Source organism: Neomegalonema perideroedes DSM 15528 (genome assembly GCF_000374145.1).
GTDB classification, from domain to species: domain Bacteria; phylum Pseudomonadota; class Alphaproteobacteria; order Rhodobacterales; family Rhodobacteraceae; genus Neomegalonema; species Neomegalonema perideroedes.
The window spans coordinates 186,667-212,166 of sequence record NZ_KB893654.1; the positions used below are offsets into that span (position 1 = coordinate 186,667).

At 68.8% G+C, this 25,500-nt stretch carries 25 protein-coding genes and 1 pseudogene; 14 read left to right on the plus strand and 12 right to left on the minus strand.

Annotation, left to right across the window (positions count from 1 at the left end):
• Complete coding sequence (locus B161_RS0107965) at positions 1-336, plus strand: YbaB/EbfC family nucleoid-associated protein (RefSeq protein ID WP_018632840.1); 336 nt, start codon at positions 1-3, stop codon at positions 334-336.
• A 106-nt stretch (positions 337-442) separates the two neighbouring features.
• On the opposite strand, the gene B161_RS19730 is transcribed toward B161_RS0107965, so the two are convergent.
• Complete coding sequence (locus tag B161_RS19730) at positions 443-619, minus strand: hypothetical protein (protein ID WP_018632841.1); 177 nt, start codon at positions 617-619, stop codon at positions 443-445.
• A 213-nt stretch (positions 620-832) separates the two neighbouring features.
• On the opposite strand from B161_RS19730, the gene B161_RS17345 reads away from it, so the two are divergent.
• The 4 genes and pseudogenes from B161_RS17345 to B161_RS20000 all read left to right on the plus strand — a co-directional run.
• Positions 833-1,864, plus strand: a complete 1,032-nt coding sequence (locus B161_RS17345; protein ID WP_018632842.1) for a ChaN family lipoprotein — start codon at positions 833-835, stop codon at positions 1,862-1,864.
• Between the two features lie 138 nt (positions 1,865-2,002).
• On the plus strand, positions 2,003-2,509 hold the full coding sequence (locus B161_RS17350; RefSeq protein WP_157755581.1) for a thiosulfate oxidation carrier protein SoxY: 507 nt from the start codon (positions 2,003-2,005) through the stop codon (positions 2,507-2,509).
• A 10-nt stretch (positions 2,510-2,519) separates the two neighbouring features.
• Entirely contained in the window at positions 2,520-2,861 is a 342-nt protein-coding gene (locus B161_RS0107985) for a thiosulfate oxidation carrier complex protein SoxZ (RefSeq protein WP_018632844.1), read from the plus strand.
• Between the two features lie 23 nt (positions 2,862-2,884).
• A pseudogene (locus B161_RS20000) lies at positions 2,885-3,337 on the plus strand (cytochrome c biogenesis CcdA family protein); the annotation flags it as partial.
• Positions 3,338-3,695: 358 nt separating this feature from the next.
• Here B161_RS20000 and B161_RS0107995 read toward each other — a convergent pair.
• The 5 genes from B161_RS0107995 to B161_RS17360 form a co-directional block, all read right to left on the minus strand.
• A complete protein-coding gene (locus tag B161_RS0107995) occupies positions 3,696-3,944 on the minus strand; it encodes a sulfurtransferase TusA family protein (RefSeq protein ID WP_018632846.1) in 249 nt (82 codons plus the stop codon).
• Positions 3,945-5,162 (minus strand): beta-ketoacyl-[acyl-carrier-protein] synthase family protein, encoded by a 1,218-nt coding sequence (locus B161_RS0108000; RefSeq protein WP_018632847.1) that lies wholly within the window; start codon positions 5,160-5,162, stop codon positions 3,945-3,947. It lies immediately after the preceding gene.
• Positions 5,163-5,165: 3 nt separating this feature from the next.
• The gene (locus tag B161_RS0108005) at positions 5,166-5,441 is read right to left on the minus strand and encodes an acyl carrier protein (protein ID WP_018632848.1); all 276 of its coding nucleotides are present in this window, start codon (positions 5,439-5,441) and stop codon (positions 5,166-5,168) included.
• Positions 5,442-5,471: 30 nt separating this feature from the next.
• Complete coding sequence (lpxD, locus tag B161_RS0108010; RefSeq protein ID WP_018632849.1) at positions 5,472-6,566, minus strand: UDP-3-O-(3-hydroxymyristoyl)glucosamine N-acyltransferase; 1,095 nt, start codon at positions 6,564-6,566, stop codon at positions 5,472-5,474.
• A 102-nt stretch (positions 6,567-6,668) separates the two neighbouring features.
• Positions 6,669-8,507: a L,D-transpeptidase family protein gene (locus B161_RS17360; RefSeq protein WP_018632850.1), complete on the minus strand. Its 1,839-nt coding sequence runs from the start codon at positions 8,505-8,507 to the stop codon at positions 6,669-6,671.
• Between the two features lie 326 nt (positions 8,508-8,833).
• Here B161_RS17360 and B161_RS0108020 point away from each other — a divergent pair, with 326 nt between their 5' ends.
• The 8 genes from B161_RS0108020 (at position 8,834) to B161_RS0108055 (ending at position 17,707) form a co-directional block, all read left to right on the plus strand.
• Complete coding sequence (locus B161_RS0108020; RefSeq protein ID WP_018632851.1) at positions 8,834-9,415, plus strand: DUF882 domain-containing protein; 582 nt, start codon at positions 8,834-8,836, stop codon at positions 9,413-9,415.
• 488 nt (positions 9,416-9,903) lie between these two features.
• Positions 9,904-11,769, plus strand: a complete 1,866-nt coding sequence (locus B161_RS17365; protein ID WP_157755582.1) for a hypothetical protein — start codon at positions 9,904-9,906, stop codon at positions 11,767-11,769.
• Between the two features lie 249 nt (positions 11,770-12,018).
• Positions 12,019-12,156 (plus strand): hypothetical protein, encoded by a 138-nt coding sequence (locus B161_RS19575; RefSeq protein ID WP_018632852.1) that lies wholly within the window; start codon positions 12,019-12,021, stop codon positions 12,154-12,156.
• Positions 12,153-13,256, plus strand: a complete 1,104-nt coding sequence (locus tag B161_RS18785) for a 5-bromo-4-chloroindolyl phosphate hydrolysis family protein (RefSeq protein ID WP_018632853.1) — start codon at positions 12,153-12,155, stop codon at positions 13,254-13,256. The genes B161_RS19575 and B161_RS18785 overlap by 4 nt, the downstream gene beginning before the upstream one ends.
• Before the next feature lie 71 nt (positions 13,257-13,327).
• Entirely contained in the window at positions 13,328-14,542 is a 1,215-nt protein-coding gene (locus tag B161_RS0108040; RefSeq protein WP_018632854.1) for a toxic anion resistance protein, read from the plus strand.
• A 59-nt stretch (positions 14,543-14,601) separates the two neighbouring features.
• Positions 14,602-15,324, plus strand: coding sequence for a DUF2927 domain-containing protein (locus tag B161_RS18790; protein WP_157755583.1), 723 nt, complete (start codon positions 14,602-14,604; stop codon positions 15,322-15,324).
• The gene (locus B161_RS0108050; protein ID WP_018632856.1) at positions 15,321-16,454 is read left to right on the plus strand and encodes an SPFH domain-containing protein; all 1,134 of its coding nucleotides are present in this window, start codon (positions 15,321-15,323) and stop codon (positions 16,452-16,454) included. Before B161_RS18790 ends, B161_RS0108050 begins: the two co-directional genes overlap by 4 nt.
• 5 nt (positions 16,455-16,459) lie before the next feature.
• Positions 16,460-17,707 (plus strand): hypothetical protein, encoded by a 1,248-nt coding sequence (locus tag B161_RS0108055; RefSeq protein WP_018632857.1) that lies wholly within the window; start codon positions 16,460-16,462, stop codon positions 17,705-17,707.
• 101 nt (positions 17,708-17,808) lie between these two features.
• Here the strand turns inward: B161_RS0108055 and bfr are convergent, their stop codons facing one another.
• The 5 genes from bfr to B161_RS0108075 all read right to left on the minus strand — a co-directional run bounded on the left by bfr (position 17,809) and on the right by B161_RS0108075 (position 23,432).
• Entirely contained in the window at positions 17,809-18,306 is a 498-nt protein-coding gene (gene bfr, locus B161_RS0108060; protein WP_026310284.1) for a bacterioferritin, read from the minus strand.
• Positions 18,209-18,553, minus strand: coding sequence for a (2Fe-2S)-binding protein (locus tag B161_RS20270; protein ID WP_083922929.1), 345 nt, complete (start codon positions 18,551-18,553; stop codon positions 18,209-18,211). The genes bfr and B161_RS20270 overlap by 98 nt, the downstream gene beginning before the upstream one ends.
• Before the next feature lie 364 nt (positions 18,554-18,917).
• Positions 18,918-19,529: a LolA family protein gene (locus tag B161_RS0108065; protein ID WP_018632859.1), complete on the minus strand. Its 612-nt coding sequence runs from the start codon at positions 19,527-19,529 to the stop codon at positions 18,918-18,920.
• A gap of 129 nt (positions 19,530-19,658) precedes the next feature.
• Entirely contained in the window at positions 19,659-22,094 is a 2,436-nt protein-coding gene (locus B161_RS17380) for an FtsK/SpoIIIE family DNA translocase (protein ID WP_018632860.1), read from the minus strand.
• 93 nt (positions 22,095-22,187) lie between these two features.
• The gene (locus B161_RS0108075) at positions 22,188-23,432 is read right to left on the minus strand and encodes an aminotransferase class I/II-fold pyridoxal phosphate-dependent enzyme (RefSeq protein ID WP_018632861.1); all 1,245 of its coding nucleotides are present in this window, start codon (positions 23,430-23,432) and stop codon (positions 22,188-22,190) included.
• A 185-nt stretch (positions 23,433-23,617) separates the two neighbouring features.
• On the opposite strand from B161_RS0108075, the gene B161_RS0108080 reads away from it, so the two are divergent.
• Complete coding sequence (locus tag B161_RS0108080; RefSeq protein WP_018632862.1) at positions 23,618-24,874, plus strand: FAD-dependent monooxygenase; 1,257 nt, start codon at positions 23,618-23,620, stop codon at positions 24,872-24,874.
• Positions 24,875-24,917: 43 nt separating this feature from the next.
• Here the strand turns inward: B161_RS0108080 and B161_RS18795 are convergent, their stop codons facing one another.
• The gene (locus B161_RS18795) at positions 24,918-25,412 is read right to left on the minus strand and encodes a hypothetical protein (RefSeq protein ID WP_018632863.1); all 495 of its coding nucleotides are present in this window, start codon (positions 25,410-25,412) and stop codon (positions 24,918-24,920) included.
• Between the last annotated feature and the right edge of the window lie 88 nt (positions 25,413-25,500).

Here is a 25,500-nt window from a genome sequence, read left to right on the forward strand (position 1 = left end):
ATGTTCGGAGCGATGAAGGGTCTTGGCGACATCGGCAAGATGATGAAGCAGGCCAAGGAGATGCAGGAGAAAATGGCCCAGATGCAGGAGGAGCTCGACCATGTGGAGGTCGAAGGCCGCTCCGGCGCCGGGCTGGTTCAGGCGGTGATGAGCGCCAAGGGCGATCTGCGCAAGCTGACCATCGATCCGAGCCTGCTGAACCCGAACGACGCCGAGATGGTCAGCGACCTGATCGTCGCCGCCGTGGCCGACGCCCGCGAAAAGGCCGCCGTCAAAATGCAGGAGGAGATGGCCAAGATCACGCAGGGCCTGCCGCCGGGGATCTTCGGGGGCTGAGCCTCGAAAGGGGCGGGCGGATCGCCGCCCGCCTGAGAGCTTTTGAGATCGGCGCGTTTTCGCGGCGCGGAGCCTGACCGGCTCCGCTGGAAAACGCTCTCAGGGTTCAGGAATCTGAAAATTCGGCCGCGCCGCGGGCTTCGCGGCGGGCGATCTCCCGACGGCGGTGGTCGGCGAATTTCTCGCCCTCCCGCCGTTCGGTGCGAAAGCCGTTGACCTTCCAGAATTTGCAGAGCTTGCAGCCCGCCCGCAGGTTGCGGCGACGGCCTCTTTTATGATGCATTGAGAATCTCCCAAGCGCGAAAGCCTCCGCGTCGGAATGTCGCGATTCGGGCGAAGGCGCAAGGCTTTCCCCTGATCTTCCTCCGCGCTTTCCCCGAATTCCTCCGGGTGAGGCCCGCAGGACGCGCAGGCGATTCGCCGCATCCCCTTTCGCCCATGCGTCCGAGGCGGCTATAGGGGGAGCCAAGGGGACCGACGCGGAAAGAGGGCGGTCATGCATATGCTGAAGACCAAGCGGGCGAGGCTCGCGGCTGGGTTTCTCACGACGACCTTCGGAGCGGCTTTGACGGCTTTCGCGGCCTTGGGGGCTCCGGAGGCCGCGGCGCAACGCGCCGGAGAGCCGCCGGAGCCGGGGCGAGTCTATACGGGCGAAGGGCGATGGATCGGCGGCCTGCCGGATTTGGCGGCGCGTCTGGCCGAGACGCGATTCGTGGCCATCGGCGAAACCCACGACAATCCCGACCATCACCGGATTCAGGCGGCGCTGACCGCCTCCATCAAGCCGGAGGTTCTGGCCTTCGAGATGTTCCCCGAAGACGGCGAGGAGGCCCTGAACGATCTGCGGGCCTTCGGCGCCTCGCGCGAGCGTCTGGCCGGGGCGCTGGACTGGGAGGAGCGCGGATGGGGCGACTGGGATTTCTACGCGCAGATTCTCGAAGCCGCCCCTTGGGCCGACGTGACCGGCGGCGGCCTGCCGCGCGATCTTCTGCGCCGGGTTTCGGCGGAGGGGCTTTCGGCGGCGCCTGAGGCTCTGGTCGCGCGCTACGGCCTCGACGAGCCGCTGGCGCCCGAGGATCAGGCCGAGCTGACCAAGATCCTCAACGAATCCCATTGCGGCCATCTGCCCGCCTCGCGCGTCGGAGGGATGAGCGCCGTGCAAAGGCTCTGGGACGCCAGCTTCGCGGAGGCCTGGGCCAGAGGCGCCGGCGAAGAAGGGCGCGGCGTCCTCATCGCGGGGGCGGCCCATGCGCGCGCCGACTGGGCGGCTCCGGCGCTGATGCGGCGCGCCCATCCCGAGGCGAGCGTGGCGGCGGTGGGGCTCTTCGGCCATCGGCCCGAGGCGCTGACCCTCGCGGATTACGGCCTCGCGCCTTACGACTTCATCGTCATCACCGAGCCCGATCCCGAGCGTCCCGACCCTTGCGCGGGCCTGCGGGCCGCCGCCGAGGTCCGGGCGGCCAGCGAGGAGGCTTCGGATTCGCCGCCCTCCGATTCCTCCGGAGCGGAGTCCGCCGCGCCGCGCTGAGCGCCGGGATTAAGCGCGAAAACGCATAAGGGGCTCACAAGCGCGCGAGAGCCCCTCGCCTGTTCAGGGATCCTCGTTATGATCGGGGGCAGGATCGGGCGCGCAGGCCCTGAAGAGGGTTCGGAGACGAGGATTTTCATGTTGCGGACTTCATCCCCCCCGACGGATCGCCTAGGAGGCGGGCGGGCGACGCGCCGGGAGGCTTTGGGCGGAGCCTTGGCTCTGGGCGCCCTCGCGGCTTTCGGAGGCGGCGGCGCTCAGGCCGAGGAGACGCCGAGAATCGGCCCGGCCACGGCCGAGGCTCTGGCGGCGCGGGGCTGGTCGGAGGCGGCCTTCGATCCGCGTCTGAGCCTGACCCTGCCCGAGGTGGTCGAGAACGGCGCCAACGCGCCCGTGGATCTGGCCATGTCGGATTTGCCTGAAGGCGTCTTCGTGAAGCGGCTCGGGCTTTACGCCGAGGCGAACTTCACGCCTGAGATCGCGGTCTACCGCTTCGGCCCGGCGACGGGCGCGCCCATGCGGATCTCGGCGCGGGCGCGGCTGGCGGAATCCCAGACGGTTTTGGCCGTGGCCGAGCTTTCGGACGGAAGCCTGCTGGCGGCGGATTTCCCGGTCAAAGTCGCCATCGGCGGCTGCGCGGGATGAGGAGGCGCTCATGAGCGAAGAAGATTATGAGATCAAGCCGCGTCTGCGGGCGCCCAAAACCGCCGCCCCCGGCGAGCGCGTGACCATCCGCAGCCTGCTGATGCATCCGATGGAATCGGGGCGGCGCAAGGATCTGGAGGGGCGGGACATCCCGCGTCGGATCATCTACGGCGCCCGCTTCACGGCCAATGGCGAGGAGGTCTTCGCGGCGGAGCTTTCGCCGATGAACGCCTCGCCGCTTTATCTCGAATTCGACCTGACCATTCAGGAGCCGACGACGCTCGAAGCCGAATGGATCGAGGACGGCGACGAACGTCGCTGGACCGCCTCGGCGCGAATCGAACTCGCCTGAACCCTCTCTGCGGAGTCCCTCCTATGACCGCCAACCTCGAGTCCGGGGCCGATCCTCGTCGCCGCGCCTTCGTGACGGCTCTGTTCTTCGTGGCGGGGCTGGCGACGGTCTTCATCGCGCTCGGCGCGACGGCCTCGGCCTTCGGGCAGGCGCTCGGGCGGCATAAGGAGACGCTCGCCATGGCGGGCGGGGCGGTGATCCTCGTCTTCGGCCTGCATTTCCTCGGGATTTTGCGGATTCCCTTCCTCTATCGCGAGGCGCGGGTGCAGGGCGTGGGCGGCGGCGGCACGCGCCTCGGCGCCTACGCCATGGGTCTGGCCTTCGCCTTCGGCTGGACGCCCTGCGTCGGGCCGGTGCTGGCGGCGGTGTTGTTTCAGGCGGCGCAGGCCGAGAGCCTCGGGCGCGGGGTGGGGCTGCTGGCGGCCTATTCGGCGGGGCTCGGGATTCCCTTCCTGCTGGCGGCTTTGTTCATCACGCCCTTCCTGAGCTTCGTGAAGCGTTTCCGCAAAAGCCTCGGGGTGATCGAGAAGGTCATGGGGGGGATTCTGGCGGTCGTGGGGCTGCTGTTTCTGACCGGCGGATTCACGCAGCTTTCGCTCTGGATGCTGGAGAATCTGCCCTTCCTCGCCAATATCGAGACCTTCGCGCCCGGCGCCGAGGGGCTGCGGAGCGGCGGAATCGACGTGGGCTATCCGGCGGCCTTCTTCGGCGGGCTGCTGAGCTTCCTGTCGCCCTGCGTGCTGCCTCTGGCGCCGCCCTATCTGGCCTATGTCGCGGGCATGAGCCTCGACGAGATGAAGGGCGGCGGGACGGAGGCCGGGGCGGCCTGAGGGCTCAGTCCTCGCCGCGCGCGATGAGGAAGATCAGGGCGCCCTCGAAATTCCGGCTCGTGTCGAGCAGCTTATGGCCCTGCTCGACGCAATAATGCGGGGCGTCCACCAAGGCGGCGGGATCGTCGGCGATCAGCCGCAGGCGCGCGCCCGGCGCCATCTCCTGAAGCCGCTTATGCGCCTTCAGCACCGGCAAGGGGCATTTCAGGCCCCTTGCGTCTATCTCGGCTTCAACCTCGGTCTCTTCGGACATTCAGACGCCCTCCCAGCGGCGTAAGGCCAAAACCGCATTCAGCCCGCCGAAAGCGAAAGAATTGGATAAGGCCGCCGAGATCTTCGCTTCGCGCGCGACGTTGGTCACGATGTCGAGGTCGCAATCCGGATCCGGCTCTTCGTAATTGATGGTCGGCGCGATGATTCCGTCGCGCAAGGCCATGATGGTCGCCGCCGCCTCCAGAGCCCCCGCGCCGCCGATGCAATGGCCGTGCATGGATTTCGTCGAGGTGACGCTCAGCGCCTCCGCCGCCGGGCCGAGCGCCGCCCGCAAGGCCGCGCATTCCGTGCGGTCGTTGGCTTGGGTGGCGGTGCCGTGGGCGTTGACGTGCTGAATGGCCTCGGGCGAGAGCCGCGCGTCCGCCAGAGCGGCGCGAATCGCCCGCGCGGCGCCGTCGAGCGAGGGCTGCACGATGTCGCTGGCGTCGGAGGTCATGCCGAAGCCGAGGATCTCCGCGAGGATTTCGGCGCCGCGGGCCTTGGCGGCCTCCAGCTCTTCGAGGATCAGCACCGCCGCGCCTTCGCCCTGCACCATGCCGCTGCGGTTGCGCGAGAAGGGGCGGCAGGCGTCGCGGGCCATGACGCGCAGGCCCTCCCAAGCCTTCAGCACGCCGTAGGTCAGGCCCGATTCCGCGCCGCCGGTGGCCGCCATGTCGGCCCCGCCCGAGCGGATCAGGTGAAAGGCCTGCCCTATGGCGTGGTTGGAGGAGGCGCAGGCCGTCGAGACCGACCAGGCCGGACCCTTCAGCCCGTATTTGATGCTGATCTGGCTGGCGGGGGCGTTGGCCATCAGGCGCGGCACGATGAAGGGATGCACCCGCGTTTTGCCCTCGCCGTAGACGAGGCGGTAATTATCGTCCTGAGTGTGCTGGCCGCCCATGCTGGTGCCGATCACCGTGGCGGCGCGCAATTGCTGGGCCTCGCCGAGTTCGAGGCCGCTTTGCGCCATGGCCTCGGCGGCGGCGTAGAGCGCCATTTGAGTCACGCGGTCGAAGAGCGCGATGTCCGAGCGCGAAAAATGCTCTTCGCCGCGGAAATCGCGGGCCTCGGCGGCGAAATTGGTCGCCAGCCCCTCAGTGGGGATGAGCTGGATCGGCCCGATCCCGGAGCGCCCTTCGCGCAGCCCTTCCAGAAACGCCTCTCGGCCGACCCCCAAGCTGGAGACGACGCCGAAGCCCGTCACCACGACGCGGCGCACGCGTCAGGACCCCTTTTCGGCGAGCAGCCGGCGCACCGCCTGCGCCGCCGCGCCCACGGTGGAGATGTCGAAATCCGAGGCGTTCGGATCATTGGCGTTGTAGGGGACGGAGATGTCGAAGGACTCCTCGATGGCGAAGACGATCTCGACCAGCGCCAGCGAATCGAGGCCGAGCCCGTCGGGCGTGGAGTCGAGCGTGATCCTCTCCGGCTCCATCATGGCCTGTTGGGCGATGATCCGGCGGACTTCCGTAAAGACGGGGTCGGCGGTCTCGGTCATGAAATCCCCTTCACTTCTCGAACGAAGCCTTCACGGCGCTTCGGGCTCCGATTTGGGCCGCGCGGCGTTTTGGCTCCGCATCTTCTCCATGAAGCGCGGCAGACGCCGCTGCGCCATGAAGACGCGGATGGCCTCAGCATGCGGCAGAGCCGGAAACCCCATCATGACAGCGCCCGGCGCCACGTCGGTTCCGACGCCCGAAGAGGCGGTCACCACCGCGTCCGAGCCGATGCGGATATGGTCGGCCACGCCGACCTTGCCCGCCAGAACCACCCGGTCGCCGATTTCGGTGCTGCCTGCGATTCCCACATGCGCGCAGATGAGGCAATTGCGCCCCATGCGCACATTGTGCCCGATCTGCACGAGGTTGTCGATTTTCGTTCCGTCGCCGATCTCGGTGTCGCGGAGGGTGCCCCGGTCGATGGTCGCGCCCGCGCCGATCTCCACGTCGTCGCCGATCCGCAGCCCGCCCAGAGAAAAGACCCGCATCAGATGGGTGTTCCTCGCGCCTTCGGCCACGGCGCCGGTGGCTTTGGCGCTCTCCACGGATCCGCGCTCGGGGGTGGCGAAGGAGAAGCCGTCCGAACCGAGGACCGCGTTGGGATGCAGAATCGCCCGCGCCCCGATCCGCACCCGCGCCCCGACCCGCGCGCCGGAGGCGATCAGGGCGTCGGGGCCGATCTCCGCGTCCTCGGCGACGCTGGCCTGCGCGAGGATCCGCGCCCGGGGGCCGATCTTCGCGCCGGGGCCGATCCAGACGAAAGGCCCGATGCTGGAGCCCTCGCCGATCTCGGCCGAAGGATCGACGAAGGCCGTGGCGTGGACGCCCGGCGGGGCGTGGATCTCGGGGGCGAAGCGGGCGGTGAGGGGGGCCATGGCGGATTTGGGGCGGCGCACGAGAATCGCGGCCTCCAGACCCAGCGCCTTCCAGTCGGCGCCCTCGCGCAGCACGGCGACGCGGGCGGGCGGCTTCACCAGCTTCTCCAGATCCTCGGCCATGGCGAGGACCAGATCCGTCGGCGCGGCGGCGTCGGAGGGATGGACGGCGCGGGCCACGCGCAGGGCGCCGTCTCCTTCGAGGCGCGCCTCAAGGGCGGCCGCAAGCTCGGCGAGGACGACGTCCATCTGGCTCTCCTTCAGAATGCGGGCCTTCCTGCGAAAGCCTCAAGGCGGAGAAGCCGCGCTTCCCCGCCCGATCCTCCGCTTAGCGCGGCGGCTCCCGTCTTGTCAAAGCGTCGGATGGAGAGCCGCGGCGGGCGCGAGAGGCGCCGAAGCGGGCGCGACCGGCGCCGAGACGGGAAGGGGCGCGTCTATGGCCGCGTTCTGGAGGGCCGCCGCCAGCTTCTCGTCGCGGTTATAAACATCCTCGCGGAACTGAAGCCGCCCCTGAGCGTCGACCCAGGCCGTGTGATAGGTCAGGCGCACCTGAACCGGGCGGCGCAGACGCACGAGATGCTCCACGTTGTTGGCCAATTGCCGCGCGACCTCGGCCTGAGGATCCTCGGCCTGAGGCGCGAGCAGCGCCTGAGCCAGCTCCAGCGGGCGGTCGACGCGCACGCAGCCGTGGCTGAAGGCGCGGGCCTCGGCGCCGAAGAGATGCCGCGAAGGCGTGTCGTGGAGATAGATGTTGAACTGGTTGGGGAACATGAACTTCACCCGTCCGAGCGCGTTGTCCGGGCCGGGCTTCTGGCGCACGAGGAAGGGGAAGTTGCGCGGCGTGATCTTCGACCAGTCCACCTTGGTCGAATCGACGACTTCGCCGCCGCGCGTCAGCTCCATGTTGCTCTCGACGAAGTAGTTCGGGTTGCTCTGGGCCTTGGGGAGCATCTCGTTGCGGGCGATGCTCATCGGCACGTTCCAGCTCGGATGAAAGACCATATGGTCGATCCGGTCGTCGAATTCGGGCGTCATGCTGCCGTCTTCGGTCTGGCCGACGGCCACGCGGCTCCAGAGGATCGGCTGTCCGGCCTCGTAGAGGATCATCTCGAAGCCGGCGAGGTTCACGTCCACGCGGCGCGGCTCGGCGGTCCGGCCGTTGCGCCAGCGCAGACGCTCCATGTTCAGCATGATCTGGGCGATGCGCCGCTCGATGGGGGCGTTCAGCGCCCGCAGGGTGCGCGGACCGGCCACGCCGTCGGGCTGAAGCCCGTGGCGGGCCTGAAAGGCGGAGACGCCCTGCATCATCCGCTGATCATAGAGCGTGGTCTGCACGAGCGGGGCGGGGCCGCCGAAGGGCGGGCTGAGGCTCACGCTCTCGACCTCGGGCGGCAGATCGCCGAGCGCGACCAAACGCCGCCGCAGCAGCGTCACGGCGGGCGAGGCGTCGCCGGGGCGCAGAATCCCGAATTCGGGCAGAGGCCCGCCCCATCCGCCCTGAGCCGAGATGCGGAGATAATCGCTCAGCACGCCCTTGAGCCGCGCGTATTCCGGCGAGCGGGGCGCGAGCGACTCGAGATAGGCGCCGAGGTCGGGCGCGGCGGCGGCGGCCTCCAGCAGATCGGCGGGGGCGGCGCGCGTCACATCCAGATGAATGTCGGAATCCACCGAACGCGGCTCCACCAGCCCGACCGAGACGTCGCGGGCGTAGGCGAGGAAGGCGGCCGCCAGATCCTGATCCAGCGCCGAGGCCTCGGCGGGGGAAAGGATCGTCGAGCCTTCGAGACGGGCGCGCAGGGCCGGGCCGCCGTATTTGCGGGCGGGCAGGGCGTGCTCGGCGGCGCGCTCCAGAGTCTCGGCGAGGAGCGCCGCGCGGGCGGGGGTCCAGATGGGCTGGCCGCGTTTGGCCGCGAAGGCCTGAGCCGCGCGCCGATCGAGCACGTTCTGGGAGATGGGGGCGGGCTTGGGCGCCGGCTTGGGCGAGGAGGCCAAAGGCTTTTCAGGGCCGCTGAGCGCCGCGCTGGCGGCGGGAACCGGAGCGGCCGGGCTTGAGGAGGAAGGGCCCGGGGCGGCGGTCGCGACCTGAGTCGGGGCCGCGGGCGCAGGGCTCCGGGCCGCAGGCGCCTCGGCCGAGGCCGACCCGGAGACGGCCGCCAGAGCCGCCAGAAAGGAGATGGCCGCAACGCGCATGGAAAGGGCTCCCTCGTGTCCTTAAGCTCGTCCCCAGAGCGTTCTCCGGCCAGATCGGGCCGTCCAACGCTCTAAGCTTTTCCGTGGTCGCGTTTTCGCGACGCGAAGCCTGATCGGCTTCGCTGGAAAACGCTCTCAGCTCGTGTTCTGGCGCCCCTTGGCGCGTCCGTGGTCCCGCCACACTGAGGCGGCGATGGTAAAGGCGGCTTTAACGCCCTCTTAGGGTTCTTTATACACTGTGGCCGCTAGACTATACGGGAGCTTCCGATCCTGCGCGATCACAAGAGAGTTCGAACCCCGTGCCCTACGCCTTCTAAGGATGAATTATGGCCGACACCGATCAGATGGCGCCCTCGCGTCGTCGAGTCCTTCAGGCCCTGAGCGCCTGCGCCTTCTCCGCCGTCGCCGCGCCCGCCGCGGCGGCGCCCTACGCCTCGCCGCTTCCTGCGCGCAAACCCGTCGTGCGGCGCCTGAACCTGACCAACGCCCATACGGGCGAAACCTTCTCCGGCGTTTATTTCGCCAACGGCGCCTATGTGCGCGAATCCCTGACGCGCCTCAATTATCTGCTTCGGGACTGGCGAAACAACGAGATCATCGCCATCGACCGCCGAACGCTGGACATCGTATCTCAAATGCAACGTGATCTGGATACGGACGAGCCCTTCAACGTCATCTCGGCCTATCGCACCCCCGCCACCAACGCCATGCTGCGCGAGCGGGATTCGGCGGTGGCCTCGCGCTCCTATCATCTGCGGGGCATGGCGATGGATCTGCGGCTCAAAACCCGCAGCGTCGAGCAGATTCGCCGCGCGGCCTCCGAGCAGCGGGCCGGAGGCGTGGGCGCCTACGCCAATTCCCGATTCGTGCATGTGGACAGCGGCCCCCTGCGCAGCTGGCGCGGCTGAGCCTCGGGCCTCGAATCCCGGAGCAAGGACGGCCGCGCCCCGCGCGGCCCTCAAGACGCGCCCCCCAGAACGCCGCCCTCAGACGGCTTCGCGCCCTGCGCGCGGCCCCCCGGGTTGGGCTGGGGCGGGATCGAGGGACCGCGCGTCCGCGCGCCCTCAGGCGCGCAGCCCCTCTGTATCAAGACGGAAATAACGGCGGGCGCATGGGCGGATTGCGGCGATTTCGGGATGAAATGCGGCGAAGCCGCCTTGACCGGGCGCCCCTCGACCCCCTTTCTCCCGGCCTTGCGCGCGGCTTTGCGGCGCCGTCGGGGGCTCTCGCATGGTTCTTGCTCGGCGGAGGGCGCGCCGGGACTCCCGAAGCGGAGCCCAATCCGACGTTCTCCGACTACGCCTTTTTACGGCTTGGGAAGGGGCGTAAGGCATATTCCGGCGCTGAACTTCGGAGCGCGGCCGATTTGGGGGGCCGACGAAGCGGGATGGACGCGATGCGGAAACAGGGTCTGGGGTCGATGAAAAGCGCTCTGGCGGCGGCGGTCCTCGCTTTGGCGGCGACGGCTCCGGGCTTCGGGCCTTCCGATCTCGCCGGATACGCGCAGGCGGCTTCTCCTCCCGCCTCGACTGCTCCCGCGGAAGTGATGAGCCTGAAGATCGACGGCGGCGTCTCCCTCGCGCTGGAGCGCGTCGCGCCGCCCCGTCCCGAGGTCTTCGCGGGGGCTCCGGCCTATGCGCTCTGGACCCGCGAGGGATTCGCCGAGCCCGTGCGCTTCCGGCTCTCCTCCAATCATGCGGCCTATGTGCGCAGCTGGCGTCTTGCGGTCTATCGCTCCGGCGATCTGGAGCGCCGCCGTCCGGTTCAGAGCTTCTCGGGGCGGGGCGCGAGCTACGCCGAGGCCCAGGTCTGGGACGGCTCCGTGGCGCCGGGCGTGGCGAGGCTGCGGCCCGGCGAGGAATTATTCTACGTCTTCGAGGCCACCGACCGCATGGGCCGCGTGGCGGCCTCCGATCCGGCGCCCCTGCTGCTCGCGCGCTACGTCATGCCGCAGCAGGCCCGGACGCTGAAGCCTCAGGCGCAGGCGACCGCCCTCTCCGAGCGTCCCGAGATGGCGCAGGGGCAGGCTTACGGGCTGCGCGTCAAGCTGGCGGGGCTCAAGGCGGGCGAGATCCTGCGTCTCGACGGCATGATTCTCACCGCCGATTCCTCCGGCTCCGCCGAATTCACGCAAATCCTGCCGCCCGGCCGCTATGCGCCGAAGATCGAGCTGACCCGCGCCCGGGGCCGCACGGCTCAGGCGGAGCTGGCCTTCGCGCTGGGCGATCCCGCCGAGGGCCTCCAGCCGCGTCCGCTTTGGGGCGCGGGCAGCGCCGCCGCCGTGGCTTTGGCCCGGCCCGCCGCCGTCCCGACCCGCAGCGCCCATTACGAGCTGGCCAATCAGACGATGATCTATCTCCCCGACACCGACGTGGCCCGCGATTCGGTGCGCGCGGTGATCATGGTCGAGGGCGAGACCGCCGCCGCCTTGTCGGCGGGCGAGCATTACGTCCTCGATTCCCTGCAAGGGCGCCTCGCGCTGACCTCGGCGGGGCGCGACCTCATGGACGGAATCGCCCAAGGGCTGGAGGAGGGCGGCCAGACGGGCCGTCTGGAGATCGGCTATAGGCCCATCGCCGAGCTTGAGCCCGCCGACGCCGCGCCCTCCGCGCCGGTGGCGGCCGCCAGCGGCGACGGCGCCGATTTCGTCGTGACCTACGGCGACGCCCTCGGGCCGGAGGCTCTCTTCGCCGCCGCCGAGGCGCTGATCGCCGAAACCCTCGCCGAGGGCGAAGCCGAAGAGGCTCAGGAGGACAAGGGCCTCGCCTTGGCCGCCGCCCCGGCCCCGGCCCCTGCTCCGAAAGCCGCAGCGGCCGCGGAGAAGGTCGAGCTGGCTCAGGCCGGGCGCCCCGATCATCCTCTGGAGTCGCCCGCGCCGCGCGCCAAGCCCCGGACGGCCGCGCCCGCCGTGCTGCTGGCCGAGGCCGCGCCCCTGTTCGACGATCCGGGCGCGCGGGGCCTCGCCGCGACGGAGACGGCCAAGCCCGCCGCGCCTCTTGCTGTCGCCGCCCCCGTTCTCGTCGCGCGCTCCGCCGCGCCGCCCGTCGTCCAGATCGCGGCCCAGCCCGCGGCCCGGAAAGAGGAGCCGAGCCTCGTGGCGCAGGGATTGTTCATCGCCGCCTCGGCGCCCGCCGGCTTCGACGCCGCCGGCTGGAGCGAGGAGACGCCCAAGACGCCCGCCCGCCTCAGCGCCGCGCCGCCGCCCGCCGCCCGCAGCCTCGCCGAGATTCTGACCCAAGGCTTTATTCTCGATAAGGACTAAGGCGGGGGCCCGCTCGGGATCGGCCCCGGAGGACGGCGGAGGACGGCGGATCTGGCCGCCCAAGCCTTCCGCGCGGAGGACGGCGCGGCGCAAGCGGCGTAAAAAACATCCCGTCCCGGTTGGCGCGCTTGCCGATTTCGCATATCATCGCCACATAGGGATCCGGCGCCCCCTCGCAGGGGCCGCGGCGTCGCCGCGGCGCTCCGCAGGCCGGAGCAGGCGCGGTCCGGTTGGGAGAAACATGCGGCGATGAATCCATCGACTTTGCGCGGCGTCGCCTATTGGGGGCTGGCGATCGTCATCCTGTTCGTCGGATTGGGCGCCGTCGCCGCCAACGCCGAGGACGAGGAGACGACCCCCGCCCCGGTCGCGGAGCCCGCGCGATGAGCGGCGGCGGCAAGCCTTGGGGCGGGCCTTACAGCCCCAAACGCCCTTCGCGGCCCTCGCGTCCGGAGTCCCGCGCGCCGACGAGCCTCGGAGACAGGGCGGATCGTCTGCCGCCCACCGAGAGCCTGCCCGTCTACGGCGAAGAGCGCGCGGCGCCGAAATCCTCCGCCTCGCCTTTCGAGCAGCCCGTCCGCCGCTCCTCCGCTTCTTCCGAACGTCCGGCCCCGGCCTCCGCGCCGCGCGACGACTGGAGATCGCGCTTGACCTCCTCAGCCAAGCCCTATGACGCCGCCGAGCGGCTGCGTCGCCGCGATTCCGCGCGCGCGCGCCGCATTCCATGGTTCGGCCTGCCCTTTCTCTTCGCGGCCTTCGGCTCTCTGGCGACGGGGAATCCGGGCCAGATGCTGGCTTTCCTCGGCGCCTGGGCCTTGCTGGCGCTCGGCTCCCATCTGATCGTCGAAGGTCAGAAGGCTCAGGAGGCCTATGACGCGCGCAGCCTCGCGGCGGCGCCCTCTCTGCCGCGCAAGCTTCTGGGCGCGCTGGCGGTGGGGCTCGGCGTGGGGCTGGCGGGAGTCGTGGCCTTCGGCTTCTTCTCGGGCGCGGCGGTCGGCCTTGTGGCGGGGGCGCTTTCGGCCTTCGTCTTCGGCGCCGATCCCATGCGCGCCAAGGGCGACGCCACGATCTCCGACGTCTCCATCTCCGATCTCGACGCCGCCCTGACCGAAGCCCGCGGCAAGGTCGCGGCTCTGGAGGGGGTGGCGCGGAATCTCAAGGACCGCTCGCTGGCGACTCCTCTGCGCGAAATCGGAGATCAGACGCAGCTCATCCTCAAGCGCATCGAAGAGGATCCGGGCGATCTGCGCCGGTCGCGCAAATTCCTCAAGGTCTATCTCGACGGCGTGCTGGAGGCCGCGCGGAAATACGAGCGCGCCCAAGCCAACGTCGATCCCGAGATGGAATGGAAATTCCGCAAGCTCCTGCGCGACATGCGTCAGGTCGCCGCCGAGCATTACGACAAGCTGCTGCATGACGACCGGACGGATCTCGACGTGGAGATCGAGGTGCTGGCCGATCGTCTGAAGCATGAGGCGGGCGTCTGACGCCTGCTTCTTCGCCTTTACGCCTTCAAGTTTTCGCCGACGGCGCGTCGGCCCCCGACAAGAGGAAGATCATGCCGAACGAGGATGTGACGGAAAAGGCCCGCGTCGCCGTCGCGGAAGCCGCCGAGACCCTGCAATTGGCGCTCCCCGCGCCCAAGGCCGAATTGATCACCCTGCCGCAGGCCGACCCGCGTCAGGCGCAGGAGATCCGCCGCCGCATGCAGGAGATCGACCTGCATAACACGCAGTCGATCATTAAATTCGGCTCTAAGGCGCAGGAGGATCTCACCCAGATCTCCGATCAGATGCTGGAGGGCGTGCGCAATAAGGACGTCGGCCCGGCGGGCGGCGCGCTGCGCAACATGGTCGGCGCCATCCGGGGCTTCGACGTCAACGAACTGGGCGTCAGCACGCCGCAGGGCTTCTTCGCGCGCATCTGGAACTGGCTTTTCGGCAAGGCCAGCAGCGTGCATGACTTCGTGGCCAAATACGAGCAGGTGCGCGGCCAGATCGACAAGATCTCCGACGAATTGCTCGGCCATGAGACCATCCTGCTCAAGGACATCAAATTCCTCGACAAGCTTTATGAATCCTCGCTGGCCTTCTACGACGAGCTGGCGCTCTACATCGCGGCGGGCGAGGCCAAGATCGCCGATCTCGACGCCAACGACATTCCCGCCAAAGAGCGCGAAGTTCAGGCCGCCCCCGAGGGCGAGGGCCTCGTGAAGGCTCAGGAGCTGCGCGATCTGCGCGCCGCCCGCGACGAGCTGGAGCGCCGCGTTCATGATCTGAAGCTCACCCGTCAGGTGACGATGCAGTCTCTGCCCTCGATCCGCCTCGTGCAGGAGAACGACAAGAGCCTCGTCAATAAGATCAATTCAACCCTCGTGAACACCGTCCCGCTCTGGCAGACCCAGCTCGCGCAGGCCGTGACCATCCATCGCTCGCGCGAGGCGGCGGGCACCGTCAAGGCCGCCACCGACCTCACCAACGACCTCCTCAAGAAGAACGCCGAGAACCTCCAGCAGGCCAATCGCGAGATCCGCGAGCAGATGGAGCGCGGCGTTTTCGACATCGAGACCGTGAAGGAGGCCAATCAGCGCCTCATCGCGACCATCGAGGAGAGCCTCACCATCGCCGACGAGGGCAAGAAGCGCCGCGCCGAAGCCGAGCGCGAATTGCTCAATATGGAGAACGAGCTTAAGCGCACGCTCTCCGCCGCCTCCGCCCGCAAGGACGGCGTGGGCGACAACCTCGGCACCTCGACGGGGCGCCGCCGCTCCTGAGGCGGTTCGGCGTCATGGCTCTGGCGGCGGGGCTGGCTCTCGCGGGATGCGCTCCCCCGATGCTTGGATCTCCGCGCGGCCCTCAGGCCGGTCCCCTCGACGCCGAAGCTCTGGCGGCGGATTTCACGGCGCTCGCCTTCCGGGCCGAGGCTCTGGAGGGCGGGATCGCCGAGCCGGGCGGCTCGCCCGCGCGGCTGACGCGCTGGGCGCCGCCTTCGGGCGCGGCTCTGGGCTACGCCTTCGAGGGCGGCGCGCCGGAGGATCGGGCCGAGGCGCGGCGTCTTCTGGCGCGGCTCTCCGGCCTGACGGGTCTGAGCTTCTCCGAAGGGGAGGGGGAGGCCGCTTTGCGGATCCGCTTTCTTGATCCTGAGAGGCGGCGGCGGGATGCGGCTTCGGCGCAGGATTTCCGGGCGCTGCGGCGGCTCTGGGCGGAGGAGGAAGGCGTTTTTTGTCTGGCTCTGGGCGAGACGGACGAGACCGGGGCGCTGATCCGGGCGGAGGTTCTGCTCAAGGCGGAGGCCGATCCGGAGCGGCGGCGGTCCTGCCTCGCCGAGGAGCTGGGGCAGGCCATGGGCCTCTTCAACGATGCGGCGACGCGCGGTCCCTCCGTCTTCGACGACGACGACCGCCACGCCCTTTGGACCGCGCAGGATGAAGCTCTTCTGCGTTTATTATATGATCCGCGTCTGACGCCGGGCATGGGCGCCCAAGAGGCCGCCCCGATCCTGCGGGAGATTGCGAAGGAAGCGGCGCGGCGCGCTGCGGGAGGAGGTCGGCCATGAGTCTCTGGGATCGCCTGATGGGCGAATTCGTCGATGTGATCGAGTGGACCGCGGATGACGGCCGCACCATGGTCTGGCGCTTCGAGCGCCATGGCAATGAGATCAAATACGGCGCCAAGCTGACCGTCCGCGAGAGCCAGGCGGCGGTCTTCGTCAACGAGGGCCGCATCGCCGACGTCTTCGAGCCGGGCATGTATATGCTCGAAACGAACAATCTGCCTTTGCTCTCGACGCTCCAGCATTGGGACCACGGATTCCAGAGCCCCTTCAAGGCCGAGGTCTATTTCGTCAGCCTCAAGCGCTTTGTGAATCTGAAATGGGGCACGAAAAACCCCATCATGCTGCGCGATTCCGAATTCGGCCCGGTGCGGCTGCGGGCTTTCGGCACCTATGCGGTGCGGGTCTCGGATCCGGCCAAATTCATGACCGAGATCGTCGGCACCGAGGCGCATTTCGAAGTCGGCGAGATCGCCGACAACCTGCGCGATCTGATCGTCTCGCGCTTCGCCAACGCCCTCGCCGAGGCCAACGTCCCGGCGCTGGATCTGGCCCGCAATTACGACGACATCGGCGAATTCCTCCGTCAGCGCATCGATCCGCAGATGCAGGAGGATTACGGCCTCGAACTGACGCAGCTCCTCATCGAAAACGTCTCCTTCCCGCCCGAGGTCGAGAAGGCCCTCGACAAGCGCACCGAGATGGGCGTCATCGGCGATCTCGACCGCTATAAGCATTACGAGGCGGCGAAGTCTCTGGGCGTGGCGGCGGCCAATCCGGGCGCGGCGGGGGCGGGCATGGGCCTCGTCCTCGGCGGAGCCTTGGGGCAGGGCGCAGGGGGAATCCTCAATACGCCCGCCCCCGCCGCCGGAGCAGCTTCAGGCGGGGCCGCCCCGCCGCCTCTGCCCGGCGCGAGCAAGCCCGCGGGCAAGCTCTGGCATGTGGCTCTGAACGGCTCGCCCGCCGGGCCTTACGACGAGCAGCAGGTCCGCGACGCCATCGCGGCGGGGGGCGTGCCCTCCGACGCGCTGATCTGGAGTCCCGGCATGAGCGAATGGCGCCCCGCCCATGAGGCGCTGAATCTCGGCGGCTCGGCGGCCGATTCGGCCCCGCCGCCCCTGCCGAAGGGCTGACCGACTTGACCGACCGCGATGGCCGCAAAGGCGCAGGGATCTGGGGCGCGGCGCCGGAGGACGACTTCAATCCTCCTTCGGGCGCCTCGGAAAGCTTTCCCTGCGCGCAATGCGGCGCGCATCTCGTCTTTCAGCCGGGGACGGACCGCATGGTCTGTCCCCATTGCGGCCATGTGAACTTCATCGATTCGCGTTCCGGCGAGGCCATCCACGAAGTGGATTTCCGCCGGGCGCTGAAGGATCAGATCTCCTCGACCGAGATCGAGACCACGCAGGTCGTGGTCTGCGGGAATTGCGGCGCCGCCGTCGAACGCGACGAGCAGGAGCGGGCTTCGGTCTGTCCCTATTGCGCCTCGCCTCTGGTGGGAGATCCGGGGGCCAACCGCCATTTCAAGCCCAAGGGGCTTCTGCCCTTCGTCCTCAGCGAGCGCGAGGGGCGCAAGGCGCTCGACGCTTGGCTGGGCTCGCGCTGGTTCGCGCCTTCGGGCCTGCGCCAGTTCGCCCGCGCCGATAAGCGCCTGACCGGCATCTACACCCCTTACTGGACCTTCGACGCCGACACCCAAAGCGAATATACGGGCCGTCGCGGCGACACCTATTACGTCACCGAGACCTACACCGTGCAGACCAACGACGGCCCCCGCCGTATGACGCGCCAAGTGCCGCGCATCCGCTGGAGCAACGTGCGCGGGCGGGTGCGGCGCTTCTTCGACGATATTCTGGTGCTGGCCTCGACGGGCCTGCCCAAGACCCACGCCGATCAGCTCGCGCCTTGGGATCTGCATGCGCTGGTGCCCTATAAGGCCGATTACCTCGCGGGCTTCCGCTCCGAGGCCTATACGGTGGATCTGGAGGAAGGCTTCTCCGAGGCCCGCGCGGTGATGGATCTGCAGATCCGCCGCGACATCCGCTTCGACATCGGCGGCGATCATCAGCAGATCAATTCGGTGGACACCCAGCTCGGGGCGATCACCTTCAAACATATCCTCCTGCCGATCTGGATCGCGGCCTATCGCTATCGCGGCAAGAGCTATCAATTCGTGGTCAACGGCCGCACCGGCGCGGTGCGCGGAGATCGCCCCTACAGCGCCTGGAAGATCGTCTTCGCCTTTTTGGCGGGGGCGGCGATCATGGCGGCTCTGGCCTATGTGCTGCACGTCAGCGGCGCGCTGGACGACATGGTCGGCGGCGCCGTGCCCTCGATCCGCTTCGACACGGGCGGCGGAGGTTTCGGCGGAAGCTGGAATTTCTGAGGCGCGCGGCCGTCTCGCCTGCGCGCAAGGCTCAGGCGGGGCCTCCTCTCCAAGATCCTCTGAGGTTTTCGGCCCCGCCCGAAGGCGGGGCCGCAGCGGCGTCAGCCCTCGCCGCTTTCGGCGGCGTCGGCGGATTTGGCGTTGAGCTGGCCATAGGCCTGCGCGCCGATCGCGTTATGCAGCTGGATCTGGGTTTCGAGGAAGTCGATATGGCCTTCCTCGTCGATCATCAGCTCCTCGAAGAGCTTCATCGACCCGTAATCGCCGACGGAATGCGCGAGATCGCGGCCCTGCTTATAGAGCGCGCGGGCCTCCTGCTCGGCGGCGAGGTCGCATTCCAGCGTCTCAAGGACGGTCTGGCCGATGCGCAGAGGATCCAGAGTCTGGAGGTTCGGATGGCCTTCGAGGAACAGGATGCGCGCGATGAACCGATCCGCGTGGCGCATCTCCTCGATGGATTCCGCCCGCGCCTTATCGGCCAGCTTGCCGTAGCCCCAGTCTTCAAGCAGCCGGTAGTGAAGCCAATATTGGCTCACGGCCGTCAATTCGCTGCGGAGCCCCTTGTTCAGGTGCTCGATGACCTTGGCGTCGCCCTTCATGATGACATTCTCCCTGACGAATCCCGGCGGCGGCGCAGGGAGCGCCGCCATAGGGGCATTCCGCCCCGCGCGCATGGAGTTCGTCAATGATTTTCATCATCAGGGGACGACAATTCCCGCACCTCGGCCTTTTGCCGAGATGTTTGTAAACGCCCGCGCAGGTCAGAGACCCGCCGTCGGCGACCGCCGTCTCGACCGCGGATTTGATCGCGCGGTCGTCGATCACGGCGCAGGAACAGACGATCATGTCGGCCTCGCCGCGTCTTCGCAGAAGAATCCGCCGGACCGTGACGCCCAAACCGCGCCGGGAAAGGCGGCGGACGTCTTGCGCAGGGAGAAACGCGTCAGTTTCGGCATCGAACGGATCCTCGGAGGAAGGGCGACCGGAGATCTTGAATTCCGACTCCCTTGCTACGCTATAAACCCGAGGGAATCAATCAGAAAGTCCGAGGGAAAGAATCGGGATGTCCGGGGAGGGGCCGGACTGAGACGAAGCGCCGCGCCCCGAAGCCTGCTTCGGCCCATGAAGAAGGCCCCGGAGAAACCTCTCCGGGGCCTTGAAGTCAGGCGACGATTCGCGTCGGAAATCGCTTGTCCTCAGCGCGGGCCGCTCAGCGGAAATTCGGATCCTCGATCACGAATTTCGCCGGCTCGATGGCCATGCCGCGCTGCACGTTGTTCATGCTGATGGTGCTGGTCTTGCCCTGAGGATCGACCACGATCCATTGCTGAAGCTCGATGGGATTGGTCGAGAAGATCATGGTCACCGAGCCGTCGCCGGGGCGCTGAGGATCCACGGCGGTCACGCGCAGGATGCCGGGGCCGCGCTGCACGTCGCGCACCGCGCCCTCGGAGGTCAGATTGACGTTCTCGCGCAGCAGCAGCGCCAGAGGCGTCGAGTTCAGCGGCAGGCGGTCGAGGGTCTTGGCGCGGCGGTTGATCACCGCGGCCCAGACGCCGTCGGCCACCACCAGCGTCGGATAGGGCTCGTCATATTCGAAGCGCAGACGCCCCGGACGACGCAGATAGAAATTCCCCTGCGCCACGCGTCCGTCGGAGGATTGCTGCGTGAAGCGGCCCTGCATGGTCGTGACGCTGTTGAGATAGGCGCTCAGCTGCGCCAGCGTCTCGGGATCGCGGTTCTGCGCGAGGGCGGAGGAGGAGGGCAGGGCGCCCAGCGCGACGGCGGCGGCTCCCATCATCAAAAGATCGCGACGTGTCATCAAGCCAATCTCTGTCTTTAAGGGGGGCGCGGAGGCGCCGCGGAAAGGATTCGCAGGCTTCTGAGGCGGCAATATGGCCGCTCATGCGCCGCGAAGGAAGAGGCGCGGAGGAAAGCGGACGGAGAAGGATCACTCCTCCGCGATCAGCACCTCGCGTTTGCCGACGTTGTTGGGCGGACCCACCACGCCGTTGTCCTCCATCATGTCGACGATGCGGGCGGCGCGGTTATAGCCGATGGCCAGCTTGCGCTGGATGTAGCTGGTCGAGACCTTGCGGTCGCGCGCCACGATGGCCACCGCCTGACGATAAAGCTCGTCCTCGCCGTCGCCCGCCTCGCCGCCGAAGAGCGCGTCGCCTTCCTCCTCCTCGCCGGGGGCGGCGAGGTCGATGTATTCGGGCGGGCCGAGATCGCGCAGATATTGGACCGCCGCCGTGACCTCCTCGTCCTTGACGAAGGGGCCGTGCAGGCGCTGCACGCGTCCGCCGCCGCTCATATACAGCATGTCGCCCTGACCAAGCAGCTGCTCGGCGCCCTGCTCGCCGAGGATGGTGCGGCTGTCGATCTTCGAGGTGACCTGAAAGCTGATGCGGGTGGGGAAATTGGCCTTGATGGTGCCGGTGATGACGTCCACCGAGGGGCGCTGGGTCGCCATGACCAGATGAATCCCCGAGGCGCGCGCCATCTGCGCGAGGCGCTGCACGCAATGCTCGACCTCTTTGCCCGCCACGAGCATGAGATCCGCCATTTCGTCCACCACCACCACGATCAGCGGCAGACGCTCCAGCAAGGGGGCTTCGGTCTCGCCGGGGGGGATCTCCGGCGCGCGCAGAGGCGAGCCGGTGGCCTCGGCGGCGGCGACCCGCGCGTTATAGCCCCCGAGATTGCGCACCCCGAGGCTGGAGAGCAGCCGATACCGCCGCTCCATCTCGCGCACGACCCATTTCAGCGCCGAGACCGCCTTGCGCGGATCGGTCACCACCGGGGCGAGGAGATGGGGGATTCCGTCATAGACCGAAAGCTCAAGCACCTTCGGATCGATCATGATGAAGCGGCAGTCGCGGGGCGAAAGCCGATAGAGCAGCGAGAGGATCATGGTGTTGATCGCCACCGACTTGCCCGAGCCGGTGGTGCCCGCGATCAGCAAGTGAGGCATCTTCGCGAGATCGGCCGCCATGGGCTCGCCGCCGATGGTCTTGCCGAGCGCCAGAGCGAGCGCGTAATCCGCATGGACGAAAGCGGAGCTTTCGAACATCTCGCGCAGCAGCACCTTTTCGCGGGTCTGGTTGGGCAGCTCCACGCCGATGGCGTTGCGGCCCTGAACCACCGCCACCCGCGCCGAAGCGGCGGTCATGGAGCGGGCGATGTCGTCGGCCAGAGCCACCACGCGGGCGGCCTTCAGGCCGGGGGCGGGCTCCAGCTCATGCAGCGTGACCACCGGGCCGGGCCGCGACTCCACGATGCGGCCCTTGACGCCGTATTCCTCCAGAACCTGCGTCAGACGGTCGGCCTGATCCCGCAAGGCGAGGGGAGAAGTCTGCGTCGGGCGGTCGGAAGGCGCGGTCAGCAGGTTCAGGGGCGGCGGCGCGTAGCCGCCGGAGAGTCCGGAGGCGGGGGAGGGGGTCTTGCGCGTCAGGCTGCGCTTGACCTTGGGCGGCGGCGTGGTGGTGGCGCCCAGCACGCCTTCCGGAGCGCCCCGGCGCGCGGACACGGCCTCCTCCACCTTGGAGGCCGCCGCGCCGAGCAGCGCCCCAAGGGCGCCGACGCCCGTCCCCACCGCGCCCAGCGCGGGCGCGGCGGCCTCGCGGGCTTTGGAGGGGCGGGCGGGAGCGGCCTCGGCCTTCGGCGGCTCCGCGGATTTGGCGGCGGGTTTGACGGGAGATTTCGCCGGGCCCTGAGGCGCGGGAGAAGCGGGCGCGAAACGCGCAGGCGCGGCCTCGGGCGGCGTCGCGCGCAGCTTGCCGCGGGCGAGGTCGCGCCATGAGGCCCGCCAGTCGGCCCGCGTCACGCCGAAGCCGTAGAGGAAGGCGAAGCAGGCCAGAAGCCCCATCAGCATCCCCGGCAGCATATAGGGCGAACCCCAGCCCAAAGAGGCCAGAAGCTGCGCGAAGGGCGTCACCACGATGTCGCCGAGGCGCCCGCCGAAGCCGGGCGTCGTCGCCTTGGGATAGGCGCTGAGGAAGCCCGTCAGCGGCAGGACCGCCAGACTCGCCGCCAGAATCCGCGGCGGCGACATCCAGCGCAGCCGGCCCCGCCAGAGATTGACCGCCCAGATCGTCAGGGCGGCGGGCGGCGCCCAAGCCGCCGTGCCGAGATAAAAGCGCAGCATGTCCGAGATATTGGCGCCGCTCGCGCCCAGCCAGTTGCGCGGCTCCCAGCTGACGGCCCGCCGCCAGCTCGGATCGCTCGGATTATGGCTCCAGAGCGCCAGCGCCAGCCAGAGCGCCGCCGCCAGCAAAGGCAGCGCCAGAAGCCGCAGACTCCAGCGCCCGACCGCCGCGCCCAGAGCGCGCGGCGGTCCGGAGGGCCGGAGGCTGTGGGGGGGAAGATCCGTCGCGGAGGTCATGGCTCGTCTCAATCCTTGGTCGTTTTTTGATTATGGTCGTCGTTTCGGCTTTACGCCCGGTCGGGGGCGCCCGGTCGGGGCGCCCGCCTTCGCTCATGCGCCCGGATGGGCGCGCATCTCCTCGCGCAGGATCTCCAGCCCGCGCCGCGTGGAATCGAGATCCTCCACCAGCGCGACCCGCAGATAAGGCGCCCCCGGATTGCCTTTCGGCCCGCCCAGCGCCCCGTCGGAATCCCGCGCCAGATAGGCGCCGGGCAAAACCCGCAGGCCATGCTCGCGCCAGAGCCGCAAGGCCGAATCCTCGCCCTCCTTCACGCGCAGCCAGAGGAAAAATCCGCCCTCGGGACGCGCATAACCGGGAAGATTGGCGAGAATTTGATCCGCGAGGTCGAATTTCTCCCGATACAGCGCCCGATTCGCCTCGACATGGGCCTCGTCGCGCCATGCGGCGGCCCCCGCCAGAGCCAAAGGCGTCGGGACGGTCGCGCCGCCGTAAGACCTCAGCCGCGCCATCTCGGCGATCAGCTTCGCGCCCCCCGCGACGAATCCCATCCGCAGCCCCGGCAGATTGGAGCGCTTGGACAGCGAATGGAAAACCAAAAGATTCTCGGATCCGCCGCCCGCCGCCGCGACCTCCAAAGCGCCCGTGGGCGGCGCGCGGTCGTAGATCTCGGAATAACATTCGTCGGCGGCCAGAATCGCCCCCGTCCGCGCGGCGCGGGCCAGAAGATCGGTCAGATAGGCCCGCGAGGCCGTCGCGCCCTGAGGATTGGCCGGGGAGCAGAGATAAATGAAGGCCGTCCGATCCCAGATCTCGGCGGGGAGGCTCGCGTAATCGGGCAGATGCCCCGTTTCGGCGGTCGCCGGGACGAAGATGGGCTCGGCGCCCGAAGCGGCCGCCGCCGCCGCGTAGCATTGATAAAAGGGATTGGGCAGCAGCACCGCCGGAGTCTTCCCGTTCTTGCGCCCGGGAACCAGCGCCAGAGCCGCCATGAACAGCCCCTCGCGGGTGCCGCTCAGCGCCAGAACCTGCTTTTGCGGATCGACGAAGCCGGGCGGCAGATCGAAGCGGCGGATCAGCCAATCGGCGGCGGCCTGACGATAGCTCAAGGGGCCCTCGGTCGGCGGATAGCGCCCGAATCCCGCCGATTCGCGGGCGATGATCTCCGGGACGAAGGCGGGCGGCGCATGGCGCGGCTCGCCGATGGTCATGACCAGCTCCGGCCCTCCGGGCTCCACGCCGCCGAGCAGGCTCCGCAACCGGGCGAAGGGGTAGGGCGGCAGGGTCGCGAAGCGATTGAGCGCCTCAGCAGGCGCGACGGCGGCGGAGAGGGTCATGCGGAGGCCTCGGGCGGGCGCGGCCGAGAGATGGCGCGCCGCTTCAAGATAACCCGACAGCGCAGGATTTTTAAACCCTTATCCGCCCTGCGACGCCGAGTCCGGAGGGCGCAAAGGGCGAGAACTCTGGCCCTTCGCCGCGCGGAGGGCTAGATTGGGCGCGAGGCGCGGAGCAAGGAGATCCCATGTCCGAGATTCAGCGAAAAGCTCAAGAGCAGATGCGGACGGAAGGCGTCCTGATCCTCGGCGGCGGCTTGACGGGGGGCTCTCTGGCTCTGGTTCTGGCCTCGGGGGGGATCCCCTCGGTGGTGATCGACGCCGCGCCCCGCGCAAGGCATTTCGAGGAGGAGTTCGACGGACGCGCCTCCGCCGTGGCGGCGGGCTCCAAGCGCCTTCTGGAGGTTCTCGGCGTCTGGGAGGCCATGGCCGGAGAGGTCCAGCCGATCGACGACATCCTCGTGACCGAAGGCCGCGTCTCGGAGGGCTCCTTCGCGCATTTCCTCCATTTCGACCATCGCGAGACCGGGCGCGGGCCTTTCGGCTGGCTGACCGAGAACCGCCATCTGCGCCGCGAGATCCGCCGCCGCCTCGAAGAGGAGCCTCTGATCACGCTGGTCGACGAGACGCGGATTCAGGATCTGACGGCCTCGCCCGCCGAAGCCGAAGCCCTCTCGGCCGACGGCCGGAGCTGGCGCGGAGCTCTGGCGGTGATCTGCGAGGGGCGGGGCTCCTCCACGGCGGAGGCGGCGGGCTTCCGCCACGCCCGCTGGCGCTACGACCAGACGGGGCTGGTGGCGACCATCCGCCACGAAAAGCCGCATGAGGGCGTGGCTCATGAATATTTCCTGCCCTCGGGGCCTTTCGCGGTTCTGCCTCTGACGGGGAATCGCTCCTCGCTGGTCTGGACGGAGAAGCCGGAGCCCGCCCGAGCCGTGATGGCGGCGGGCGAAGAGGCCTTTTTGCGCGAGGTCCGGCGGCGCATGGGCGGCATGCTCGGCGGGCTGGAGCTGGAGGGGCCGCGCTGGAGCTATCCCTTAAGCTTCTCGCTGGCCTATGATTATGTGAAGCCGCGTCTGGCTTTGCTGGGGGATTCCGCCCATGCGGTGCATCCCATCGCGGGGCAGGGGCTGAATCTCGGCTTCCGCGACGTGGCGGCGCTCGCGGAGGTTCTGACCGAGGCTCTGCGCCGGGGCGAGGACATCGGCGCGCTCGACGTGCTGGAGCGCTATCAGCGCCGCCGCCGCTTCGACAACGCCGCCATGGGGCTCGGCATGGACGCCATGAACCGGCTCTTCTCGAATGATTCCGCGATTCTGCGGGCCGTGCGGGGCTTTGGGATCTCGGCGGTGGAGAAGCTCGCGCCTCTGAAGCGGCGCTTCATGGCTCAGGCGGCGGGCGAGATGGGCGACTTGCCGCGTCTGCTGCGCGGCGAGCCGCTCTAGGCGGGCGGAGAGCGCCGGAGGGCGCTCTCGCTCGAACCGGCGCTTATTCGATGGTGACGGGCGCGGGCGGCGCCTCGGATTTCCTGAACAGCGCCACGGCGGCGTAGCAGGCCGGGGCCTGGCATCCGTACATCCGCACCTGAATGCCGAAGGATCCGGTCTCCGAGGCTTCGAAACGGGCGAAGGCCGTATCGCTGACGCTATAGTCGGAGGCGGCTTCGGAGCCCGCGGAATCCGTGACTTGAAGATCGACGTCGGAGCAATCCACGTCGCAGACCGCGACCACGGCGTAGCGTCCGCCCGCCTCCAGATAGGCTTCTGAATCCCAATTGCTGTCGGAATCCACCGCCGAGACCTGTCGGTGCTGCAGCAGGAAGCCCGATTGCTCCAGCCTTTCCTGCGCCCGGTCGAGCAGCGCGTTGACTTGCCCCACATAAGCGGCGTCGGCGGAGGGGAAGTCCTCCGGCGCGGCCTCCTGCGCGCGCGCGGGCGCGGCCAGAAGCGAAAGGCCCCAAAGCGCCCAGAGCAGATGTTTCATCAGATCCTCCCAAGTGCTCGCGCGAGATCCGCAGGCGAAGCGCCCGCCCCTCCATCCTCCTTTATAGAGGAGGCCGCGTCCATGAAAG

Bases quoted from the DNA above. Each gene is read 5' to 3' on its own strand.
- B161_RS0107965 (WP_018632840.1), top strand. From the start codon at position 1: ATGTTCGGAGCGATGAAGGGTCTTGGCGACATCGGCAAGATGATGAAG.
- B161_RS19730 (WP_018632841.1), bottom strand. From the start codon at position 619: ATGCATCATAAAAGAGGCCGTCGCCGCAACCTGCGGGCGGGCTGCAAG.
- B161_RS17345 (WP_018632842.1), top strand. From the start codon at position 833: ATGCATATGCTGAAGACCAAGCGGGCGAGGCTCGCGGCTGGGTTTCTC.
- B161_RS17350 (WP_157755581.1), top strand. From the start codon at position 2,003: ATGTTGCGGACTTCATCCCCCCCGACGGATCGCCTAGGAGGCGGGCGG.
- B161_RS0107985 (WP_018632844.1), top strand. From the start codon at position 2,520: ATGAGCGAAGAAGATTATGAGATCAAGCCGCGTCTGCGGGCGCCCAAA.
- B161_RS0107995 (WP_018632846.1), bottom strand. From the start codon at position 3,944: ATGTCCGAAGAGACCGAGGTTGAAGCCGAGATAGACGCAAGGGGCCTG.
- B161_RS0108005 (WP_018632848.1), bottom strand. From the start codon at position 5,441: ATGACCGAGACCGCCGACCCCGTCTTTACGGAAGTCCGCCGGATCATC.
- lpxD (WP_018632849.1), bottom strand. From the start codon at position 6,566: ATGGACGTCGTCCTCGCCGAGCTTGCGGCCGCCCTTGAGGCGCGCCTC.
- B161_RS17360 (WP_018632850.1), bottom strand. From the start codon at position 8,507: ATGCGCGTTGCGGCCATCTCCTTTCTGGCGGCTCTGGCGGCCGTCTCC.
- B161_RS0108020 (WP_018632851.1), top strand. From the start codon at position 8,834: ATGGCCGACACCGATCAGATGGCGCCCTCGCGTCGTCGAGTCCTTCAG.
- B161_RS17365 (WP_157755582.1), top strand. From the start codon at position 9,904: ATGCGGAAACAGGGTCTGGGGTCGATGAAAAGCGCTCTGGCGGCGGCG.
- B161_RS19575 (WP_018632852.1), top strand. From the start codon at position 12,019: ATGAATCCATCGACTTTGCGCGGCGTCGCCTATTGGGGGCTGGCGATC.
- B161_RS18785 (WP_018632853.1), top strand. From the start codon at position 12,153: ATGAGCGGCGGCGGCAAGCCTTGGGGCGGGCCTTACAGCCCCAAACGC.
- B161_RS0108040 (WP_018632854.1), top strand. From the start codon at position 13,328: ATGCCGAACGAGGATGTGACGGAAAAGGCCCGCGTCGCCGTCGCGGAA.
- B161_RS18790 (WP_157755583.1), top strand. From the start codon at position 14,602: ATGCTTGGATCTCCGCGCGGCCCTCAGGCCGGTCCCCTCGACGCCGAA.
- B161_RS0108050 (WP_018632856.1), top strand. From the start codon at position 15,321: ATGAGTCTCTGGGATCGCCTGATGGGCGAATTCGTCGATGTGATCGAG.
- bfr (WP_026310284.1), bottom strand. From the start codon at position 18,306: ATGAAGGGCGACGCCAAGGTCATCGAGCACCTGAACAAGGGGCTCCGC.
- B161_RS20270 (WP_083922929.1), bottom strand. From the start codon at position 18,553: ATGATCGTCTGTTCCTGCGCCGTGATCGACGACCGCGCGATCAAATCC.
- B161_RS0108065 (WP_018632859.1), bottom strand. From the start codon at position 19,529: ATGACACGTCGCGATCTTTTGATGATGGGAGCCGCCGCCGTCGCGCTG.
- B161_RS17380 (WP_018632860.1), bottom strand. From the start codon at position 22,094: ATGACCTCCGCGACGGATCTTCCCCCCCACAGCCTCCGGCCCTCCGGA.
- B161_RS0108075 (WP_018632861.1), bottom strand. From the start codon at position 23,432: ATGACCCTCTCCGCCGCCGTCGCGCCTGCTGAGGCGCTCAATCGCTTC.
- B161_RS0108080 (WP_018632862.1), top strand. From the start codon at position 23,618: ATGTCCGAGATTCAGCGAAAAGCTCAAGAGCAGATGCGGACGGAAGGC.
- B161_RS18795 (WP_018632863.1), bottom strand. From the start codon at position 25,412: ATGAAACATCTGCTCTGGGCGCTTTGGGGCCTTTCGCTTCTGGCCGCG.